Consider the following 21297-nt stretch of genomic DNA (forward strand, 5'->3'; position numbering starts at 1 on the left):
CATTTCGTATGAGTGAAAAACGCACCATGGCAACGATTCGTATGGACGCCTTGCTCCCCGAGCTAGCCGCCGCGGCGGCGGAGTGGGCGACTCGTCTGGGCCTTGTTCAAGGCGGCGAGGCGGAGTTCGCCTTGCAGCTAGGCGCGGCCGGTTTGCAGCTGGTCGAGCTCGGGCCTGGCGCGCCAGGTCCGGTACGGGTCGATTTCGTCGAAGGCGCCGCGGCGCATCGTCGCCTGTTCGGCGGCGGCACCGGGCAGATGATCGCCAAAGCGGTTGGCGTGCAAGCTGGCGTGCGACCCACGGTGCTCGATGCCACCGCAGGGCTGGGGCGTGATGCCTTCGTGTTGGCGAGCCTGGGGTGTGCCGTGACCCTGATGGAGCGCAACCCGCTGGTCGCGGCATTGCTGGAGGACGGCCTCGCTCGTGCGATGGGCAATGGCGAGGTGCGTGGGGTGGTCGAGCGTATGCGCCTGATAAACGGCAATGCCATCGAATTGATGAAGGCCTGGCAGGCCGAGCCTCCACAGGTGATCTATCTCGACCCGATGTTCCCGCACCGCGACAAGAGCGCGCTGGTGAAAAAGGAAATGCGCCTGTTTCGCCCGTTCGTTGGTGATGACTTGGATGCGCCGGCCCTGCTCGAATCGGCGCTGGCACTGGCCAGCCATCGGGTGGTGGTGAAGCGTCCGCGCAAATCACCGGTCATCGCCGGGGCTACGCCGGGCTATGCCCTGGAAGGCAAATCCAGCCGTTACGACATCTATCCGAAAAAGAAGCTGAGCCTCTAGGCCCGGCTGATCCGCTAGGGCTTGTACGCCCGCATGAACATGTCCACCGCATCGCGCACGTGATGTTCGGCCTCGGCCCCTTCCAGGGGTTTGCCGCAGCCGATCAGCAGGCGAAAGTTGGCGCCGCCCTTGATCAGGCAGAAGAATTGGTCGGCGGCATCATGCGGATTGGCGATGCGCAGCTTGCCTGCTTTGTCGGCCTGCTTGAGCAGGTGCTCCATCTCGCTGAGTACCCGTTGCGGGCCGGCGTCGTAGAACATCTTCGACAGTTTGGAATCCTGCGCCGCCAGGCTGACCATCACGCGGTGCAGCTCGACCGATTCGCGGCTGTTGATCAGCGTATGGAAGCCCCGGCCGATTTCCAGCAACTGGCGCTCGATGGGCGCACCCTCTGCCAGCTCGAACAGCAGCTCGGGCAGCTGATCCTCGCACTTGGCTTTTACCGCCGCGGAAAACAGCGTTTCCTTGTCGGTGAAATGGCTGTACACGGTGAGCTTGGAGACGCCTGCCTCGGCGGCGATGGCGTCCATGCTGCTGCCGTCGTAGCCGTTGCGCAGAAACAGGGTCTTGGCTGCTTCGAGGATGGCCTGGCGCTTGGCTGGGTCCTTGGGGCGACCTGGGCCGCTGGGTGGCAACATTTTGTTTGTCATCGGCAACTTTTAATACTGGACTGATGGGTTTGCTATTTTTACTATACTCCGCGGTACAAATATTCTAAACCTTCGCGAAGGTCACCCCATTATGTTGCGTCATGCGTTGTCTGTCGCTTTGCCCGCCTGCCTCGTTGGTCTACTTGCAGCCTGTGGCAACGGCGAACAGGTAGAAGCCCCGGTGCGCCCCGCCATGGTCGTGCAGCCGCAATTGGCGGGTGAAATGGCCGATACCTATCCAGGCGAGGTGCGGGCTCACCTCGAACCCGAACTGGCATTTCGGATCGGCGGCAAGGTGACCAAGCGCCTGGTCGAAGTCGGCGAGCGGGTCAAGAAGGACCAGCCGCTGGCGGAACTTGACCCCCGTGATGTGCGCCTGCAACTGGACGCCACCCGCGCCCAGGTCGCGGCGGCGGAAGCCAATCTGCGGCTGGTGCGTGCCGAGCGCGACCGGTATCGCACGCTCCTCGACCGCAACCTGGTCAGTCGTTCCCAGTTCGACAATGCCGAGAATACCTACCGCGCCGGTGAGGCGCGGCTCAAGCAGATCAAGGCCGAATTCAACGTGGCCGACAATCAGGCCGGTTACGCGGTACTACGCGCCTCCCAGGATGGCGTGATCGCCCGACGCATGGTCGAAGTCGGCCAGGTGGTCGCGGCCGGCCAGAGCGTCTTCGTACTCGCCGCCGATGGGGAGCGCGAGGTGCTGATCAATCTGCCAGAACAGGCATTCGAGCGCTTCAAGGTCGGTCAGGAAGTTGCCGTTGAGTTGTGGTCGCAGCCGGATCAGCGTTTCCCTGGGCGGATTCGTGAAATATCGCCCTCGGCGGACTCGCAGTCGCGCACTTTCGCCGCCCGTGTGGCCTTTACCGAAGGCAAGGTGCCGGCGGAGCTGGGCCAGAGCGCACGGGTGTTCATCGCCCACGACGGCGAAGTGCCGCTGGCCGTTCCGCTGTCCGCGTTGACTGCCGAGAAGGGCCAGCCCTTCGTCTGGGTGGTCGACCCGAAGGATTCCACCTTGCATCGCCGCAACGTGCGCACCGGTGCCTATGGCGAAAAGCAGGTGCCGGTGCTTGAAGGCCTGCAGGCCACCGACTGGGTGGTCGCTGCCGGCGTGCAGGTGGTGCGCGAGGGGCAGAAGGTGCGCCCGGTCGACCGGAATAACCGGATGGTCGACCTGGCAGCCAAGGAGTAACCCCGATGGACTTCAACCTATCCGCTTGGGCGTTACGCAATCGCCAGATCGTGTTGTACGTGATGTTGCTGTTAGCCGTGGTCGGCGCGCTGTCCTATAGCAAGCTCGGGCAGAGCGAGGACCCGCCGTTCACCTTCAAGGTCATGGTGGTCAAAACCAACTGGCCTGGGGCGAGCGCCGAAGAAGTGTCGCGCCAGGTCAGCGAGCGGATCGAGAAAAAGCTGATGGAGACCGGCGACTACGAGAAGATCGTTTCCTTTTCGAGGCCGGGCGAATCCCAGGTGATGTTCATTGCCCGCGATTCGATGCGTTCGGTCGACATTCCCGACCTCTGGTATCAGGTGCGCAAGAAGGTCAACGACATTCGCCACACCTTGCCCCAAGGCATTCAGGGGCCGTTCTTCAACGACGAATTTGGCACCACCTTCGGCAATATCTACGCGCTGACCGGCGAGGGCTTCGACTACGCCGTGCTCAAGGACTACGCCGATCGTATCCAGCTGCAATTGCAGCGGGTCAAGGACGTCGGCAAGGTTGAGCTGATCGGCCTGCAGGATGAGAAGATCTGGATCGAGCTATCCAATACCAAGCTCGCTACTCTCGGCCTGCCCCTGGCCGCGGTGCAACAGGCGCTGGAAGAACAGAACGCGGTGGCGACGGCGGGTTTCTTCGAGACCGCCACGGATCGCGTGCAGTTGCGTGTGACCGGGCGTTTCGAGTCGGTCGAGGAAATCCGCGATTTTCCGATCCGCGTGGCGGATCGCACTTTCCGTATCGGCGATGTCGCCGACGTCAGCCGCGGCTTCAGCGATCCGCCTGCCCCGCGCATGCGTTACATGGGCGAGGCCGCCATTGGCCTGGCCGTGTCGATGAAAGCCGGTGGCGACATCCTCACCCTGGGCGAGGCACTGGAAACCGACTTCGCCCGCCTGCAGGAAACCCTTCCGGCCGGCATGCAGCTGAATAAGGTGTCGGACCAGCCAGCTGCGGTGAAAACCGGCGTAGGCGAGTTCGTCCGTGTGCTCACCGAAGCCTTGATCATCGTCATGCTGGTGAGCTTCTTCTCCCTTGGCCTGCGTACCGGCCTGGTGGTGGCACTGTCGATTCCGCTGGTGCTGGCGATGACGTTCGCCAGCATGTACTACCTGGGGATTGGCCTGCACAAGATATCCCTCGGCGCGCTGGTGTTGGCGCTGGGCTTGCTGGTGGACGACGCGATCATCGCGGTGGAGATGATGGCGATCAAGATGGAGCAGGGCTTCGACCGGGTCAAAGCGGCCAGCTTCGCCTGGACCAGCACGGCGTTTCCCATGCTCACAGGCACCTTGATCACTGCCGCCGGCTTCCTGCCGATCGCCACCGCGCAGTCGGGCACCGGCGAATACACCCGTTCGATCTTCCAGGTGGTGACCATTGCACTGGTGGTGTCCTGGATCGCCGCCGTGGTGTTCGTGCCTTACCTGGGCGCAAAGCTATTGCCCGACCTGGCCAAACTGCACGCGGCCAAGCATGGCGGCAACAGCCAAGGTCACGACCCCTATTCGACGCCGCTTTACCAGCGCGTGCGCCGGGCCGTGGAGTGGTGCGTAAGGCGCCGCAAATTGGTCATTCTCTTCACCATCGGTCTGTTCATTGGCTCGATCCTGCTGTTTCGCTTCGTTCCGCAGCAGTTTTTCCCGGCGTCCGGCCGACTGGAGCTGCTGGTCGACCTGAAGCTTGGCGAAGGCGCTTCGCTGACCGCCACCGCCGCCGAAGTCGAGCGGCTGGAGAGCCTGCTGAAGGGCCGCGAAGGCATCGACAACTACGTCGCCTATGTCGGTACCGGCACCCCACGCTTCTACTTGCCGCTGGATCAGCAGCTGCCTTCGGCCAGCTTCGCCCAGTTCGTGGTGCTGGCAAAAAGCATCGAGGAGCGTGAGCAGATCCGCAGTTGGCTGATCGAGACCGTGGGCAAGGAATTCCCGACCCTGCGCACCCGCGTGTCACGTCTGGAGAATGGCCCGCCGGTGGGTTATCCAATCCAGTTGCGGGTTTCCGGCGAATACGTCGACGAGGTGCGCGAGATCGCCCGCGAGGTAGCGGCCAAGGTGGCCGAGAACCCGCACGTGGCCAACGTGCACCTGGACTGGGAAGAGCCGAGCAAGGTGGTGCGCCTGAACATCGACCAGGATCGCGCCCGCGCGCTTGGCGTCAGCACGGCGGACCTGTCGAAGTTTCTGCAAAGCTCGCTGACCGGCTCACCGGTCAGCCAGTACCGCGAAGGCAACGAACTGATCGAGATCCTGCTGCGCGGCGGCGTCAGCGAGCGGCAACAGCTAGGCCTGCTGCCCAGCCTCGCCGTACCGACCGACAACGGCCGCAGCGTGCCGCTGTCACAGATCGCCACGCTGGAATACGGCTTCGAGGAAGGCGTGATCTGGCACCGTAATCGCCTGCCAACCGTGACCGTGCGCGCCGACGTGTATGGCAAGGAGCAGCCGGCCAGCCTGGTCAAGCAGATCGTGCCGACGCTGCAACCGATTCGCGACGCGCTGCCAGACGGCTACCTGCTTGATGTGGGCGGCACCGTGGAGGAATCGGCGAAAGGGCAGAGCTCGGTGAACGCAGGTATCCCCTTGTTCATCGTGGTGGTGCTGACCTTGCTGATGCTGCAGCTCAAGAGCTTCTCGCGCTCGGCCATGGTGTTTCTCACCGCGCCCCTGGGGTTGATCGGCGTGACGCTGTTCCTGCTGATCTTTCGCCAGCCGTTCGGCTTCGTCGCCATGCTCGGCACCATCGCACTGTCGGGGATGATCATGCGCAACTCGGTGATTCTGGTCGACCAGATCGAGCAGGACATCGCCTCCGGGCTGAATCGCTGGGACGCCATCATCGAGGCCACGGTACGCCGCTTCCGGCCCATCGTACTGACTGCGCTGGCGGCAGTACTGGCAATGATCCCGCTGTCGCGCAGCGTGTTCTTCGGGCCGATGGCCGTGGCGATTATGGGCGGCTTGATCATCGCCACGGCGCTGACCTTGCTGTTCCTGCCAGCGTTGTATGCGGCATGGTTCCGTATCCATGAGCCGGAGCGGCAGACAGGCTGAACGTGAAGCGTTAGAAAAAAGCCAGGCTTAGCGCCTGACTTTTTTATGGCTGGCGATTAGAGGATTGCTGGCGTGCTGTCAGCTGGACTGCTGAAGATTAAAAAGCAAGGGCATGTTCCGGCGATGGTTGGCAATGGCTTTGAACATACCGGTGGACAAGCTTCGCGTTGTCCACCCTACGCCCCGCATATTGGCGATCCTGGCGTAGGGTGGATGACGCTTTTTTCATCCACCGTTGCGACGGTTGTCCGGGCTACTCGCTTTCTTACAGCGCCCCAAACACCTTCTTCGCCAAACTGGTCGCCGCACCAGCCGGGTTCTCGCGGATGCTGGCTTCCTGCTCGGCGATCATGGCGAACAGGCCGTCCAGCGCTTGTTCGGTCACGTAGCTTTCGACATTGGCGCTTTTCGCGTCCAGCACGCCGAAGCTCGCGGCCTGGCCGGCGAAGGCGTTGTATTGCTTGGCCAGGCCGACCTGGGCAGTGGCTTGCTGGACGATGGGCAGGAACTTGGCGCGCAGCTGTTCGCGGTTGGTTTTGTTCAGGTATTGGGTGGCGGAATCCTTCGGGCCGGCGAGGATGCCTTTGGCGTCCTGCACGGTCATCTTCTTCACCGAGTCGACCAGCAGCGCCTGGGCTTGCGGCACCGCGGCTTCGGCGGCTTTGTTCATGCTTGCTTCGAGTTGTTCGACCTGGGCGCCCATGCCCATCATCTTCATGGTTTTCGCCGCTTTGCCGAGGTTACCGGGCAGTTCAATGCGTACATCGGGGTTGTTACTGAAGCCGCCCGGGGCGCCGAGTTGCTTGACCGCGACCTGAGCGCCCTGGATCAACGCATCCTTGAGGCCACCGCTGGCGTCCTGCTGGGTCAAGTCGTTGAGTGACAGGGCCATTGCGCCAGTGGACAGCGCCAAGCCGGCTATGAGGGTGGTGATACGGAGCATGGGGAAAATCCTGATCAAGAAAGTCTAGCCAGAGCTTAGCGGAGCGTCGTCCATCGGCAAAGCCGGGGGCCTCGCCTGGCTGTTAATAAACGGGCAAAGCCGGAGATATTGAGTAGGCTTAGCCTTATGCCGACAGCTTTGAGCGAAGGGTGGTGATGAGCACATGTCTACTGCGGCTGTTTGCGCTGAATTAAGCGCGCCGATGAGGCTCTACAGCTTTATCAGCCAAAGCATCGACTTAGATCGGTTTGATGGCCTATTGCTGCTATGCTCGCGCCCTTTGGGCTCGCCCCCTTCGATCCCCTACGGAATGGCTGAGGACACTTGATGCCACCAATCGCTGAACCGTCCCGTCACCCGACACGTGCCGCCTCCAATTCAACGTCCACGCGCAAGGCGCTGCTGTTCATAGCCGCCTTGCTGCTGGTGCTGTTCGTGGTCGCCAGTGCGGCGCTGGTACAGATCGCCCTGCGGCAGAACACCCGGGCGGTCGAGCAAAGCCTGTTCTATGCGGAGAAGGCTACCCAGGCGCGGGAAAAAACCATGCTCGCCACCATCAGCGATTACGCCTACTGGGGTGATGCTTATCGTCATCTGCACGCCAAAGTTGATACCGAGTGGGCCTACACCCGGCAGAACCTGGGCCCCAGCCTGTATCCCGACTTTGGCTATGACGGCCTGTTTGTCATCGATGGCACCGGCAACACCACCTACGCGGTGATGGAGGGTGAACTGGTTGCGATGCAGGCAGAGCAGTGGTTGCAGCAGGATCTTGACGGCTTGGTGGAGCAGGCGCGCGAGCAGGCCGAGGACGAAGAGCCGGTGGTCGGCTTTGTGCTGGTGGACGGCCAGCCTGCGCTGGTGGCCGCATCCGGGTTTACCACCGGCGGCGATCCGCAGGTTGAGACGTTACCCGGCCCGGTCTCGGTCTTGGTGTTCGTCGATCTGCTTAGCCCTGAAAAGCTCAAGGCGCTGGGGAATGACTTCGGCATCGACAAACTGCGAGTGCCGGTCGACGAGCAGGACGCGCAAACGTCCCCAGCATTGCCACTGGCCACGCTGGATGGACGCAAGCTGCTGCTGCGTTGGGAGCCCGACCAGCCAGGCGAGCGCCTGCTCTACCTGATTCTGCCGATGCTGGCGTTGGCGGGCGTGATATTCGCCCTGATCACCTGGCTGACCCTGCGCCGCGCCATCGCGACGGCCAAGGAAATGGACGCCAGCTATGCCTCGCTGTACGCCAGTCAGACGGCGCTGGCAGCCAGCGAGGCGCGTTTTCGCGATGTCGCCGAAGCGGCCTCAGACTGGATCTGGGAAGCTGATTCGGAGCTGCACCTGACGTACCTGTCCACGCGCTTTCAAACTGTCACCGGGCACTCGACGAGCAAGTGGCTCGGCCGGCCTATCGATGAGTTCATCAAGTACCCCGGTGGTTTGCCGAGTTGGTTGAGCAGCCACGGCGCACGCGCGTCGGCGAAGGCCACGCTGCAGTGTCACTACCTCGCCACCGATGGCACTCAACGTACTTGCCGGCTGGCGCTGCGGCGGATCGAGGACGCCAACGTCCAGGGCGGTTACCGCGGCACGGTCAGTGACATCACCGAAGAGCTGGAAGCGCGCGCGCGGATCGAGCACTTGTCGGCGCACGATGCGTTGACCGGCTTGCCCAACCGCAACCACATGCAGGAATTCCTCGAAGGCAAGCTCAAGGCGCTGCCGACCGCGGAGAAGCCGCTGGTCATGCTGAGCATCGACCTGGATCGCTTCAAGCCGGTCAACGACTCGTTTGGCCATGAGGTGGGCGATCAGGTGTTGAGCGAAGTGTCCAAGCGTCTGCGGTTCGTCCTGCGCGAGGGCGACCTGGTGGCGCGCATGGGCGGCGATGAGTTCATCCTGATTGTCAGCGGCATTTCCTCCCAGCGCGAAGTGCAGCGGCTGTGCGAGCGGCTGATCGTTGGCATCGAGCAGCCGTTCGAGATCGATAACCACAGCATTTTCATCGGTGCCAGCATCGGCGTGGCGATGGCTCCGGCCGACGCCACCCAGGCCGAAGAGCTGCTGCGCTTCGCCGATATTGCGCTCTATGAGGCCAAGGAAGCAGGGCGCAACACCTGGCGCTTCTACGCCAATGACATGAACGAGCGGGTGATTGAGCGGCGCCAGCTGGAAACCGACTTGCGCAAGGCCCTGAAGGGAGACGAGCTGCGCCTTATGCTGCAGCCCCGATACAGCGTCACGGGCGAACGGCTGGTGGCCGCCGAGGCGCTGGTGCGCTGGCAGCACCCGCAGCGTGGCCTGCTCGGCCCTGATACTTTTATAAATATTGCCGAAACCACCGGTCTGATCGTGCCGTTGAGTTCCTGGATGCTGCGCGCCGCCTGCCGGGAAGCCATGAGCTGGGACGCAGATATTCTGGTGTCGGTCAACCTGTCGCCGGTCGAGTTTCAGCGCGGGCAACTGGTCGAACGGGTGAAGAATGCCCTCGAAGAAACTGGCCTGGCGCCTGGCCGGCTGGAGCTGGAGCTAACGGAAAGCGTGGTGCTCGACGACGCCCAGGGCGCGCTGGCGCTGATGCAGGAGCTCAAGCTGCTGGGCGTGCGGCTGTCGATGGACGACTTCGGCACTGGCTATTCCTCGCTCAGTTACCTGCGCACGTTCCCGTTCGATGGTTTGAAGATCGACCGCAGCTTTATTGCCGATCTGGGCGGCTCCGACGACAGCCACGCGATCATCAAGGCCATCATCGGCCTCGGCCGGGCGTTGTCGCTGACGGTGACGGCGGAGGGCGTCGAGTCGCAGGAGCAGCTCGATGTGTTGCGCCAGTGCGATTGCGAAGAGGCGCAAGGCTTCTTCCTGGACCGGCCGATGTCGCCGGAAGAGCTGCGCCGGCTGCTGTAGCGCACGCCAGCCAGCGCTGCCAAGGCAAACTGGCCGGCGTTCTAGCCGGCCGCGGCGTGATTGCCAGCGCAGGCGATCAGGTCTGCTCCAGCGCTTCCTCGTTTCTGTCCATCGCCACCTGGCGAATCGACAGGCGAATTTCTGCGGGCAATACCCGTTTCGCTGCGCCTTCCGCCAGCTCGTTGAGCAGCGGGTGATGGCTGAGCTTGCCAGCCTCGTCCTGGCGCAGCACGCCTTCGTCGAGCAGGGTCTGGATAAAGTGGCGGAACAGGCTCTTGTCGAAGAACTCAGGTGCATTGAGTCCATGCAGGATCGACAGACGTTGGGCCATCACCGTGCACAGATTTTCCAGCTCTTCGGCGCTGATTGCGTTCTGCCCGGCGTTGAGCAGCAGCGCGGTGGCCATGTAGAAGCGCTGGAGCGTCTGCACGATGGCGCGCGCCAGCAGGGTCAGCAGGACGAACTCGCGCGAGCTGGGCGCTGGGCGCACGTACATCTCGCCATCGAGCTTGAGCAGGCCCTGCTCGACGAAGGCAGCCAGCCACTGATCGACTACCGCATCCAGTTCATCCAGCTCCCAGCGGATAAACAGCTCCGACTGCAAGTAAGGGTAGAGCGCGCGGGTGAAGCGCAGAATCTGCTCGCGGTTGATCCGCGCACTGCTCTGGAAGAAGCTCGCCAGCAGCGCCGGCAGAGCGAAGATATGCAGCACGTTGTTGCGGTAGTAGGTCATCAGAACGGCGTTCTGCTCGTCCAGATAGAGAATCTTGCCGAGGGCGTCCTTCTGCTCGGCGAGCAGGTTCATCTTCTGCACGTATTCGATCAGCGCCTGGCCGTTGCCTTCGGGCAAGGTAGTGTGCGGCGAGTAGGGCACACGGCGCAGCAGGGCCAGGTACAGGTCGAGCACTCGCGCCAGGGCGCGATCATCAAGCGCCAGGCGGCTGGTGGAGAGCAGCGCCAGGGCCACCAGATTGACCGGGTTGATTGCCGCCGCCTCGTTCAGGTGCTGGGCCACGCGTTCGCCAAGGCGATGGGTCGCACCGTTGAGCCAGTCGGGGCGGAAGTCTGCGCCGTAGCTCTGGCTGCGCCAGTCCGGTTGCTGCTCGTCGAGGAATTCAGCCAGTTTGATCGGCTCGCCGAAGTTGACCCAGACATGGCCGAAGCGCTGCTTGAGCGCGCCGATGACTTTGAAGATATCGAAGATCGATTCCTTCTTCTTGCTCGCGCCGCGCAGCTCGCCCAGATAGGTGCGGCCTTCCAGCACGCGCTCGTAGCCGATGTATACGGGCACGAAGACCACCGGCAGGCGGTTGCTGCGCAGGAAGCTGCGCAGGGTGATGGCCAACATACCGGTTTTCGGCTGGAGCATGCGCCCGGTGCGCGAGCGGCCGCCTTCGACGAAATACTCGACCGGGAAGCCCTTGCTGAACAGGGTGTGCAGGTATTCGTTGAACACGGCGGTGTACAGCGGGTTGCCCTTGAAGGTGCGGCGCATGAAGAAGGCGCCGCCACGCCGTAGCAGGCTGCCGATTACCGGCATGTTGAGGTTGATGCCGGCAGCGATATGCGGCGGCGTCAGGCCGTTGCGAAACAGCAGATACGACAGCAGCAGGTAATCGATATGGCTGCGGTGGCAAGGCACATAGATCACCTCATGGCCCTGGGCGACTTCCTGCACGCCCTCGATGTGATTGACCTTGATGCCGTCGTAGATCTTGTTCCAGAACCAGCTCAGCACCAGTTCGAGGAAGCGAATCGCGGTGTAGGTGTAATCCGAGGCGATCTCGTTGCCGTAGCGCAGGGCCTGCGCCTCGGCCTTTTCCACAGAGATTTTTTCGCGCTCGGCTTCCTCGATGATCGCCTGGCGGACTTGCGGGCCGTGGACCAGGCCTTTGACCAGGTTGCGCCGGTGCGACACGTCCGGGCCGATGACGGCGGACTTCTGGTTGCGGAAGTGCACGCGCAGGATGCGATGGACCATGCGCAGCGTGCGTTCGTGGCCTTTGTCCTGCTCCACCAGGGTGCGCAGGTGGATCGGCGTGGAGAACTGCACGCGGGTCTTGCGACCGAGAATCAGGATGCTGACCAGTCGGCGCAGGCGCCCGGTCACCGCCCAGCTGTCAGCGAACAGCAGTTTCCACGGGCTGGTTTCGCGGTCCGGCGACTGCCCCCAGAACACGCTCACCGGCACGATCTGCGCATCGTCCACGGCATGCTGGCGGAGCGCGCTGACCAGGCGTTCAAGGGTGGGCGAAATACCGCGCTTGTCCTGGCGGCCGAGCCAATCGGGCTCCGGCGACAGGTAGAAGAATGCGGCGGGTTCCAGGAGCTCCCCAACCGCCACCGGCAACACTGGGCGTGGCAGGCCGGCCTTGCGGCACTCGGCATCGACCACCGCAAGGTCACTGAGGGACGGTTGCTGCAGCACGTAGAACACCGGCTTGCTGCGGTCGAGCTTGAGGGTAAAGGCCGACTGGTTGATGGTTTCCGAGCGTACCCAGAGGTACAGCAGGCGGTGCAGGGTGCCGAATACAAGGCGACGAAATGGGGATCGGGTCATACGGAGTCTGCGGACTTCGGGGAGCGAGCAACGGCTCGGGGCGCCTAGTGTGCCGGATCGGCCGTCCGCCAGCAAAATCTTGTAAATACTTGATTCGCAAACCCTAGATTGCTTCGGCGCAGCCCATGCAGCCCGCTGGGGCGGCCCTGACGCAGGGGCTTCTGCCCAGGGCGTCAACGCGGTTGGCAACCGTACCCGGTGACCTGGCAGTTCCCGGCTTGCACCGGCGGCAGGCGACTCCTTATATTTCGCCAGCACTTTTCAGCCCGGCTAGCGTCCGCACGGGTGGCTGGCCGGGCCTGTTTACCGCAACGGTGAAAGGCCAATGATCGAAATAAAAAACCTAACCAAGCGTTTTGCGCAAAAGATCGCGGTGGACGACCTGTCCTTCCGCGTGCAGCCGGGTGAGGTGCTGGGCTTTCTCGGCCCCAACGGCGCCGGCAAGTCCACCACCATGAAGATGTTGACCGGCTTCCTCGCGCCGACCTCCGGCACCGCCAGCATCCTCGGCTTTGATATACGCCAGGACCGGCTCAAGGCCCAGCGCCAGATCGGTTACCTGCCGGAAGGCGCGCCCTGCTATGGCGACATGCGGGTACGCGGCTTCCTCGAATTTATCGCCGAGGTGCGCGGCTTCAAGGGTGGCGAGAAGCGGGAGCGGGTGGCCAGGGCGGTGGCCCAGGTCGAGCTTGAAGCCGTGCTGGATCAGAGCATCGAAACCCTGTCCAAGGGCTTCAAGCGTCGCGTCGGTCTGGCCCAGGCGATCCTGCACGATCCCAAGGTGCTGATCCTCGACGAACCCACCGACGGCCTCGATCCCAATCAGAAGCACCAGGTGCGAGGGCTGATCCAGAGCCTGGCGCGGGACAAGATCGTGATCATCTCCACCCACATTCTTGAAGAGGTGTCGGCGGTCTGCACCCGCGCGGTGGTGATTGCCCACGGCAAGCTGCTGGCCGATGGTTCGCCGCTGGAGCTGGAAAGCCGCTCGCGCTATCACCAGGCCGTTACCCTGGTGGCGGATGAGCCGCTGGACCGCGCTGCCCTGGCCGCGTTGCCGGGCGTGGCAGGGGTGGAAGAAAACGCCCTGGAACACAGCCTTAGCGTACTGGCCAGACCGGGCGAGGTGATCTTCCCGCAGGTTAATGGGCTGATCGCCGAACGCGGCTGGAAGGTGCGTGAATTGAACGTCGAGCGCGGGCGGCTGGATGAAGTGTTTCGCAGCCTGACCCGTGGGGAGGTGGTATGAGTCAGTTGCCGGTGGTTTTCAAACGCGAGCTGGCGAGCTATTTCGCCACGCCGCTGGCCTATGTGTTTATCGTGATTTTCCTGGTGCTGTCCGGGGTATTCACCTTCTACCTCGGCGCGTTCTTCGAGAGCGGCCAGGCTAATCTGATTCCGTTTTTCAACTTCCACCCTTGGCTGTACCTGTTTCTGGTGCCCGCTATCGCCATGCGTTTGTGGGCCGAGGAGCGCAAATCCGGCACCATCGAACTGCTGATGACCCTGCCGATCAGCCGTTTCGAGGCGGTTACCGGCAAGTTCCTCGCCGCCTGGGTGTTCGCCGGCCTGGCGCTGCTGCTGACCTTCCCGATGGTGATCACCGTCAACTACCTGGGCGAGCCGGACAACGGCGCGATCGTCACCGGCTATATCGGCAGCTGGCTGCTGGCCGGTGCTTACCTGGCGATTGGCGCGTGCATGTCGGCCCTGGCGAAGAATCAGGTGATCGCCTTTATCCTGGCGGTCAGCGTGTGCTTCCTGTTTATCGTCAGCGGCTTCCCCATGGTGCTCGACGGCTTCAGTGGCTGGGCGCCGCAATGGCTGGTGGATGCGGTGGCGTCCCTGAGCTTCCTGACCCGTTTCGATGCGATCAGCAAGGGCGTGATCGATTTGCGCGACCTGCTGTATTTCCTCACCCTGATCGCCGCCTGGCTGGCCGCGACCGCGGTGGTCATCGACCTGAAGAAAGCTGACTGAGGATGCCCATGAAAAAGCTGATGGTTTCCAGCGCCGGGCTTGCACTCATCGCCCTGGCGTTTCTTGCCTTCAACCTGTTTTCCAGCCTGAGCCTGAGTGGCGTACGCCTGGACCTGACCGAGCAGAAGCTCTACACCCTGTCCGCCGGCACCGAGCAGATTCTCGCCGAGCTGGATGCGCCCATCGAACTGAGCTTCTTCTACTCGGATGCCACCGCCAAGGACCTGCCCGCGCTGCGCAATTACGCCAGGCGCGTCGAGGAAATGCTCAAAGCCTACCAGCGCGAGGCGGGCGACAGGCTCAAGCTGACGGTAATCGACCCTGAGCCGTTTTCCGCCGAAGAAGACAAAGCCGCCGAGTTCGGCTTGCAGGGTATTCCGCTGCAGCAGGGCGGCGACTCGATCTACTTCGGTCTGGCCGGCAAGAATGCCGACGGCGATGTGCAGGTGATCCCGTTCTTCGCCCTGGATCAGGAGGAGTTTCTCGAGTACGAGCTCAGCCGTCTGGTGCAAAGCCTGGCCAAGCCCAAGCGGCCGGTGGTGGGCGTATTGTCCGGCCTGCCGGTCAACGGCGGGTTCGACATGATGGCGCGCCAGCCGCAGCCGGCCTGGATGCTGCTCGAGGAAGTACGCCAGCTGTTCGCCATCGAAAGCCTGAAAAACGATGTCGACCTGATCCCCGAAGACGTCTCGGTGTTGTTGCTGATCCACCCCAAGCAACTGCCCGAGCAGACGCTGTATGCCATCGATCAGTTCGTCCTGCGCGGCGGCAAGCTGCTGGCCTTCGTCGACCCCTACAGCGAAGCCGACGTGCAGGGCGACATGCCTGGCGCGATGGCGATCGACAAGTCGTCCAGCCTGGCGCCGCTGTTCAAGGCCTGGGGCCTGCGCATGGTGCCGGACCAGGTGCTTGGCGACGGCTCCTACGCAATGTCCGTGAGCATGGGCCAGGGCCAGCGGCCGGTGCGCCATGCCGCCTGGCTGAGCCTGCCGAAACAGGCGCTGAACCAGGACGACATCACCACCGCGTCGCTGGAAACCATCACCGTCGCCACGGCCGGCATGCTGGAGCCGCTGGAGGGCGCCAAGACGACTTTCCTGCCGTTGCTGCAAAGCTCCGCCTACGCCATGCCGTTCGACGTGAAGCGCTTCGGCATGTTGGCCAATCCCGAAGAGCTGATCCGCGAGCTGGAGCCGACTGGCGAGCGTTATACCCTCGCCGCACGGATCAGCGGGCCGGCGCAGTCCGCCTACCCGGACGGTATCGAAGGGCAGAAGGATGGCCTCAAGCAGGCGGACAACATCAACGTCATCGCGGTCGCCGACACCGACATGCTCACCGACCGCATGTGGGTGCAGGTGCAGGACTTCTTCGGCCAGCGCATCCCCCAGCCGTGGGCGGACAACGCCGGTTTCGCGGTCAATGCCCTGGATAACCTGACCGGTTCCCAGGCGCTGATCAGCGTGCGCTCGCGGGGGCGTTTCAGCCGGCCGTTCGAGGTGGTCGAGGCGATTCAGCGCGAGGCGGAAGTGCGCTTCCGAGAGAAGGAACAGGCGCTGCAGGCCCGTCTGACGGAAACCGAACAGCAATTGGCGGCCTTGCAGCAGAACGACGACCCGAGCAAGGCGCTCGAGCTGTCGCCGGAGCAAGAGGCGGCGGTGCAGCGCTTCATTCAGCAGAAGCTGCAGATTCGCAAGGAGCTGCGCGAGGTGCGTTACCAGCTGAATGCCGATATCGAGGCCCTTGGACGGGCGCTGAAGTTCGTCAATATCGCCCTGGTGCCGCTGCTGCTGACCCTGGGCGTGCTGGCGCTGTGGCTATGGCGGCGGCGCAAGCGCGCTTGATCGACCCGATTAGCCTGAATTCGGCCAGGTTGCGGCCTGGTAGATCTCGAATCGCAGGGCGGACATGCCGCAGGCTTGTCCGCCATTGCGGCGCCCGCGGTGGACCAAAACCGCGTGAGGTCCACCCATCTACGTGCGCTTCCAAGTTCGGCTGCACTGACACGCGCTAACCGACCACATACCGGCTAGGGCCTTAGCCGGTGCGCCAGGTGATCTCTTCCACGCCATCGGCGCTGATGCGCATCCAGCGGTCGGCCTGCTCGTCCTGCTCTTCTTCCTGCCAGCCACCGGGGGCGCAGCGTACCTCGACGTTGAGTGCGGCAAAGGCTGCCTGGGCGCAGGCCAGGTCATCTGCCCAGGGCGTGGCGGCGCTTTCCAGGTACAGGCTGTGCCATTTGCCGACGGCCTTCGGCAGCCAGGTCACCGGCACGTCGCCGGCCTGGCATTTGAAGGTCTGACCCTTCTGTTGCCAAGGTGTGCAGGCACCGAGTGCTTCGCTGAGCCAGGCGGCGATGGCGACGTGGTCGGCGTCTTTCAGGTAGATCTCGATATCCGGTTGACGCATGGCAAGCCTCTGTTGAGCGGGGCGTTAGGGCGGCCGCGTGTGCAGGCAACGGCCGAATGTGGAGAAGCCAGTGTGGCGCTACGTTAGTGAATCGCCGGTGGACAGGCGCTCACTCGCGACGGTCCTGATCCTTTTCGATCCAATCGTAGCGTATGGCGACCGTCACCTCTAAGGGCTCGGCAATCACAGCCGCGCGCCGTTCGGCACTCGCGCGCCAGCCGTGCGGGGTCATGGCCAGCAGGTCGGCGCGGGCTTCGTTACTGGTCAGCTGTAACGAAAACGTCAGGGTTTCGCTGTGGGCTGCATGCATGCCCTCGGGAATCAGTTCGAGGTGCTTCTGGTCGTCGTAGTCGCGAACCTCGTCATACAGCTTTTGCCGCAGTTCCATCAGGTGCATGCGGGTCGGCCCCATGCGCAGTAAACCACCGCCGGGCGCGAGCAGGCGCTTGGCTTCCTGCCAGTCCAGCGGGCTGAATACACTGGCGAGCAGCTGACAGCTGGCATCCGCCAGGGGTACGCGCGCCATGCTCGCCACCAGCCAGTTGAGCTGGGGCGAGCGCTTGCAGCCGCGCTTGATCGCCTCGCGGGAAATATCCAGGGCGTAGCCGTCGGTCTGGGGCAGGGCGTCGCCAAGCTGTGCGGTGTAATAACCCTCGCCGCAGCCGATATCCAGCCAGCGCCGCGGCGCGCGTTCGGCCGCCAGCTCGGCCAGGCGTCTGGCCAGCGGCGCGTAATGGCCGCCCTCGAGAAAGCGCCGCCGCGCCTCGACCATCGCGGCGTTGTCGCCAGGGTCGCGGCTGTTTTTGTGCTGCACTGGCAGCAGGTTCAGATAACCCTGGCGGGCGCGGTCGAAACGATGGCCGGCGGGGCAGACCACGCCGTTATCGACGGCGCCGAGCGCGCCCTGGCAGAGGGGGCAGGCGAGCATCAGGCGAGCAGGTTGACGAGGGTTTGGTAGTAGATCTCGGTCAGCACATCCAGATCGCTGGCCAGCACGCGCTCGTCGATCTGGTGGATGGTGGCGTTGACCGGGCCGAGTTCGACCACCTGAGTGCCCATGGTGGCGATAAAGCGTCCATCCGAGGTGCCGCCCGAGGTCGATGGGTGGGTTTCGCGGCCAGTCACGGCCTTGATGCTGGCGGCGACGCCGTCAAGCAGCGCGCCGGGCTCGGTGAGGAACGGCAAACCGGACAACGCCCACTCCACCTGATAATCCAGGCCGTGTTTGTCGAGGATCGCGTTGACCCGCTGCTGCAGACCCTCGACCGTGGATTCGGTGGAGAAGCGGAAGTTGAATACCGCCTTCAGCTCGCCGGGGATCACGTTGGTCGCACCGGTGCCGGCGTTGAGGTTGGAAATCTGGAAGCTGGTCGGCGGGAAGAAGGCGTTGCCATCGTCCCAGTGCTCCGCCGCCAGTTCCGCCAGCGCCGGCGCTGCGAGATGAATCGGGTTTTTCGCCAGGTGCGGGTAGGCGACATGGCCCTGCTGGCCGAGCACCGTCAGGGTGGCGCCGAGCGAGCCGCGGCGCCCGTTCTTGACCACGTCGCCCACCAATGCGGTGCTCGAGGGTTCGCCGACGATGCACCAGTCCAGACGCTCGTTGCGCGCCTTGAGGCGCTCGACCACGGCCTTGGTGCCGTGATGGGCAGGGCCTTCTTCGTCGCTGGTGATGAGGAACGCGATGCGTCCACGGTGCTGCGGGTAAGCGCCAATGAAGCGCTCGACGGCGATGATCATCGACGCCAGGCTGCCCTTCATGTCCGCCGCGCCGCGGCCGCAGAGCATGCCCTGTTCATCGATCAGCGCATCGAATGGCTGGTGCTGCCACGCCTGCAGCGGGCCGGTCGGGACCACATCGGTGTGGCCGGCAAAGCACAGCACGGGACCGTCCAGTTCGCCGTGGGTCGCCCAGAAGTTGTCCACGTCCTCGATCCGCATCGGCTCGATCGCGAAGCCGAGTGCTGCAAGGCGGCGCATCATTAGCTCCTGGCAGCCTTCGTCAAACGGGGTCACGGACGGGCGCCGGATCAGATCGCAGGCGAGCTCGAGGGTGGGGGTGAGGGTGGTCATTGCAGCTCCGGGCGGCATCAGGCGGAAAGGTCGCCATCTTAAAGCAAAACGGCGGCCATTGGCCGCCGCAAGCAGGTGCGAAAAACGTTCGATCAGGCAGCGACCGCCTCGTCCGCCGGCTCTTCATGGGGCGGCGGCAGGGACGACAGCAACGCCATGATCAGCGCCGCCAGGTACGGTAGCGACTGCACCAGCAGCATGGCGACCCAGAACTTGGTGTCGGCACTCGGCAAGCCTTGGGCGATGGTGATCCCGGCGGCGGCGCCCCACAGCAGGAGCATGATGAACAGCTCCTCGCGGGCTTCCGCAAGGGCGACCATCAGGCCGTGGCTGCTGCGCATCTTCGGTGTGCGGAAGAACGGAATGCTGGTGGTGAAGAAGCCGTACAGCACCGCCTTGGCGATGGTGTGCGACAACGCCAGGCCTGCCAATGCGGCGCAGAAAGCATCCTTGAGGTTGACCCCGACCGCGCGCCGATAGAGGAAGACGATCTTCGCCACCTTGAATACGAACAGCGCCAAGGGCGGAATCGCGAAGATCAGCAGCGGCGGGTCGACCCGCTGCGGCACGATGATCATCGCCGCCGACCAGAGCAGCGCACCGACGGTAAAGAAGATGTTCAGACCGTCCGCCACCCACGGCAGCCAGCCGGCGATGAAGTGGTAGCGCTGGCCGGGCTTGAGCTCTGAGTCCTTGCCGAGAAACAGGCTGCGGGCGTGGCCCTTCATGATCTGGATGGCTCCGTAAGCCCAGCGGAAGCGCTGCTTCTTGAAGTCGATGAAGGTGTCCGGCATCAGGCCCTTGCCGAAGCTGTCGTGGGCATAGGCGGCGGCGTAGCCTTTCTTGAACACGCGCAGGCCTAGTTCGGCGTCTTCGCAGATGGTCCAGTCGGCCCATTGCAGCTCGTCCATCACCGTGCGGCGAATCATGGTCATGGTGCCGTGCTGGATGATCGCGTTGCGGTCGTTGCGGGTGACCATGCCGATATGGAAGAAGCCCTTGTACTCGGCGTAGCAAAGCTTCTTGAAGGTGCTTTCCTGGTCGTCGCGGTAATCCTGGGGCGACTGCACCACGGCGATCTTCGGATCGGCGAAATGCGGCACCATGTGCTTGAGCCAGTTAGGGTCGACGCAGTAATCGGAGTCGATCACTGCCACCACTTCGGCGTCCGGCGCGGTGTGCGGCAGGATGTAATTCAGCGCGCCGCCCTTGAAGCCGGCCAGCGGCGCGACGTGGAAGAACCTGAAGCGCGGACCGAGCTGTTCGCAATACGCTTGCACCGGCTCCCATACGGCGGGGTCCTTGGTGTTGTTGTCGATGATCAGGACTTCGAAATCCGGGTAATCGAGGTTGGCCAGAGCATCGAGGGTCTGTTTGACCATCTCCGGCGGCTCGTTATAGCAGGGCACATGGATAGACACCTTGGGCCGGTAGGCGGTGTCCGAGAGGATCGGGCAGAACGGCCTGCGCCGCGCGCTGGTCCAGACGGTCTCCGCCAGTTCATGGGCCTCGGTGAGCAGGACGATGAACACGCCAAAGGCGCCGAAACCGAGCAGCAGGCCGACGATGATGCTGAACCAGGTGCTGTATTGCTGGCTGTAGTCATAGCCGATCCACACCAGTACTGAGCCGCCGGCAAAGGCGACGAAGGTCAGGAAGGTGCGTCCGCGCTGACGCAGGGCGCTGCCGTCGATCAGCAGCAAGGCCAGCGCGAGCAGGGCCATGACCACCGAGGCGATGGCGAGCAGGCGCCATTGCGGGATGGCCACGACCGGGCCTTCGAAATTGAATTTCGCCTGTCGATCAAGGTTGTACACGCCCCAGTAGGCGCCCACGGAACCTTCGTCGCTGGCTTTCCAGGGTTGGTCAAACGCCTCGATGACGAAGTAGTTGTAGCCCTGGGCATTCAGGGCGTTGACCAGGGTACGCAGGTAGATCGCCTGGTCCGCTGGCGACGCGTCTGCGCCGCCGCGCATTCGGCCGTTGCTCGGCCAGCCCACTTCGGAAAGCAGCAGCGGTTTTTTCGGGAACAGCTTTTTCAGGTCACGCGCACGTTCGAGGACGAACTGGGTTGAGTCCTCCATGGGCACGAATTCCCAGTAGGGCAATACGTGGGCTGCGATCAGGTCAGTGTGTTTGGCCAGTTCCGGGTGTTCCTGCCAGATATGCCACTGCTCGGACGTGGTCACCGGCACTTTGACGGCCGCGCGTACCCGGTCGAGAAAGCCGATCAGCCGCTCGGGCGTTATCTCGCTGCGAAACAAGGCCTCGTTGCCGACCACCACGCGCACCACGCTGCGCGAGCTGTTGGCGATTTCGATGGCCTTGACGATTTCGCGCTCGTTGCGCTCCTCGTCAGGGCTGATCCAGATGCCCAGGGTTACGCGCAGGCCGAACTCTTCCGCAAGCTTGGGGATATTGCCGAGCGGGCCATCGACCGAGTAGGTGCGGATGTTGTCGGTCTGGGTGGCCAGCAGTTCGAGGTCGGCACGCATCTGCGCGTCGCTTGGGTAGGTATCGTTCTGCGGGTTCTGTCCCTGGCGGAACGGCGAGAAGGAATACCCGGATATCTGCTCGGGCCAGTCGGGGGCGGTAACGGGGCGGTTGTACAGGGCCCAAATGCCGGAAAAAAGGGCGGCAATGGCCAGAACCATCACCAGATTGATACCGAATTTGCGCGAAGGCATAGCGTTATAAGGTTCCGCAGGAGTGGAGCGA

The 21297-nt window shown here is 63.4% G+C and carries 14 protein-coding genes; 7 read left to right on the forward strand and 7 right to left on the reverse strand.

Annotation, left to right across the window (positions count from 1 at the left end):
- The first annotated feature begins 8 nt into the window (after positions 1-8).
- Positions 9-788 (forward strand): class I SAM-dependent methyltransferase, encoded by a 780-nt coding sequence (locus ACX0MV_RS13725; protein ID WP_458983073.1) that lies wholly within the window; start codon positions 9-11, stop codon positions 786-788.
- A 14-nt stretch (positions 789-802) separates the two neighbouring features.
- Here the strand turns inward: ACX0MV_RS13725 and ACX0MV_RS13730 are convergent, their stop codons facing one another.
- The gene (locus tag ACX0MV_RS13730) at positions 803-1438 is read right to left on the reverse strand and encodes a TetR/AcrR family transcriptional regulator (protein ID WP_458983074.1); all 636 of its coding nucleotides are present in this window, start codon (positions 1436-1438) and stop codon (positions 803-805) included.
- 91 nt (positions 1439-1529) lie between these two features.
- Here ACX0MV_RS13730 and ACX0MV_RS13735 point away from each other — a divergent pair, with 91 nt between their 5' ends.
- Together ACX0MV_RS13735 and ACX0MV_RS13740 are read left to right on the forward strand one after the other, a co-directional pair.
- On the forward strand, positions 1530-2633 hold the full coding sequence (locus ACX0MV_RS13735) for an efflux RND transporter periplasmic adaptor subunit (protein ID WP_458983075.1): 1104 nt from the start codon (positions 1530-1532) through the stop codon (positions 2631-2633).
- Positions 2634-2638: 5 nt separating this feature from the next.
- Positions 2639-5719, forward strand: a complete 3081-nt coding sequence (locus tag ACX0MV_RS13740; protein ID WP_458983076.1) for an efflux RND transporter permease subunit — start codon at positions 2639-2641, stop codon at positions 5717-5719.
- A 265-nt stretch (positions 5720-5984) separates the two neighbouring features.
- On the opposite strand, the gene ACX0MV_RS13745 is transcribed toward ACX0MV_RS13740, so the two are convergent.
- A complete protein-coding gene (locus ACX0MV_RS13745) occupies positions 5985-6662 on the reverse strand; it encodes a DUF4197 domain-containing protein (protein WP_458983077.1) in 678 nt (225 codons plus the stop codon).
- Positions 6663-6989: 327 nt separating this feature from the next.
- Between ACX0MV_RS13745 and ACX0MV_RS13750 the strand changes: the two genes are divergently transcribed.
- On the forward strand, positions 6990-9560 hold the full coding sequence (locus ACX0MV_RS13750; protein WP_458983078.1) for a bifunctional diguanylate cyclase/phosphodiesterase: 2571 nt from the start codon (positions 6990-6992) through the stop codon (positions 9558-9560).
- Between the two features lie 76 nt (positions 9561-9636).
- Here ACX0MV_RS13750 and plsB read toward each other — a convergent pair whose 3' ends face one another.
- Entirely contained in the window at positions 9637-12120 is a 2484-nt protein-coding gene (gene plsB, locus ACX0MV_RS13755; RefSeq protein ID WP_458983079.1) for a glycerol-3-phosphate 1-O-acyltransferase PlsB, read from the reverse strand.
- A 325-nt stretch (positions 12121-12445) separates the two neighbouring features.
- Here plsB and ACX0MV_RS13760 point away from each other — a divergent pair, with 325 nt between their 5' ends.
- Genes ACX0MV_RS13760 through ACX0MV_RS13770 form a run of 3 tightly spaced genes read left to right on the forward strand, consistent with a single transcriptional unit; the run spans position 12446 to position 15944 of the window.
- Positions 12446-13369 carry an ABC transporter ATP-binding protein gene (locus ACX0MV_RS13760; RefSeq protein ID WP_458983080.1) on the forward strand — a complete coding sequence of 308 codons (924 nt, stop codon included), beginning with the start codon at positions 12446-12448 and terminating at the stop codon, positions 13367-13369.
- Positions 13366-14100 carry an ABC transporter permease subunit gene (locus tag ACX0MV_RS13765; protein ID WP_458983081.1) on the forward strand — a complete coding sequence of 245 codons (735 nt, stop codon included), beginning with the start codon at positions 13366-13368 and terminating at the stop codon, positions 14098-14100. Before ACX0MV_RS13760 ends, ACX0MV_RS13765 begins: the two co-directional genes overlap by 4 nt.
- 8 nt (positions 14101-14108) lie before the next feature.
- Positions 14109-15944, forward strand: coding sequence for a GldG family protein (locus ACX0MV_RS13770; protein ID WP_458983082.1), 1836 nt, complete (start codon positions 14109-14111; stop codon positions 15942-15944).
- A 193-nt stretch (positions 15945-16137) separates the two neighbouring features.
- Here the strand turns inward: ACX0MV_RS13770 and ACX0MV_RS13775 are convergent, their stop codons facing one another.
- The 4 genes from ACX0MV_RS13775 to ACX0MV_RS13790 form a co-directional block, all read right to left on the reverse strand.
- On the reverse strand, positions 16138-16509 hold the full coding sequence (locus tag ACX0MV_RS13775; protein ID WP_458983083.1) for a hypothetical protein: 372 nt from the start codon (positions 16507-16509) through the stop codon (positions 16138-16140).
- A 109-nt stretch (positions 16510-16618) separates the two neighbouring features.
- Positions 16619-17437: a putative RNA methyltransferase gene (locus tag ACX0MV_RS13780; RefSeq protein ID WP_458983084.1), complete on the reverse strand. Its 819-nt coding sequence runs from the start codon at positions 17435-17437 to the stop codon at positions 16619-16621.
- Positions 17437-18579 (reverse strand): succinyl-diaminopimelate desuccinylase, encoded by a 1143-nt coding sequence (gene dapE, locus ACX0MV_RS13785; RefSeq protein WP_458983085.1) that lies wholly within the window; start codon positions 18577-18579, stop codon positions 17437-17439. Before dapE ends, ACX0MV_RS13780 begins: the two co-directional genes overlap by 1 nt.
- Positions 18580-18671: 92 nt before the next feature.
- Positions 18672-21266 (reverse strand): glycosyltransferase, encoded by a 2595-nt coding sequence (locus ACX0MV_RS13790; RefSeq protein WP_458983086.1) that lies wholly within the window; start codon positions 21264-21266, stop codon positions 18672-18674.
- Positions 21267-21297 lie beyond the last annotated feature (31 nt).

Source organism: Pseudomonas cistanchae, from assembly GCF_054483635.1.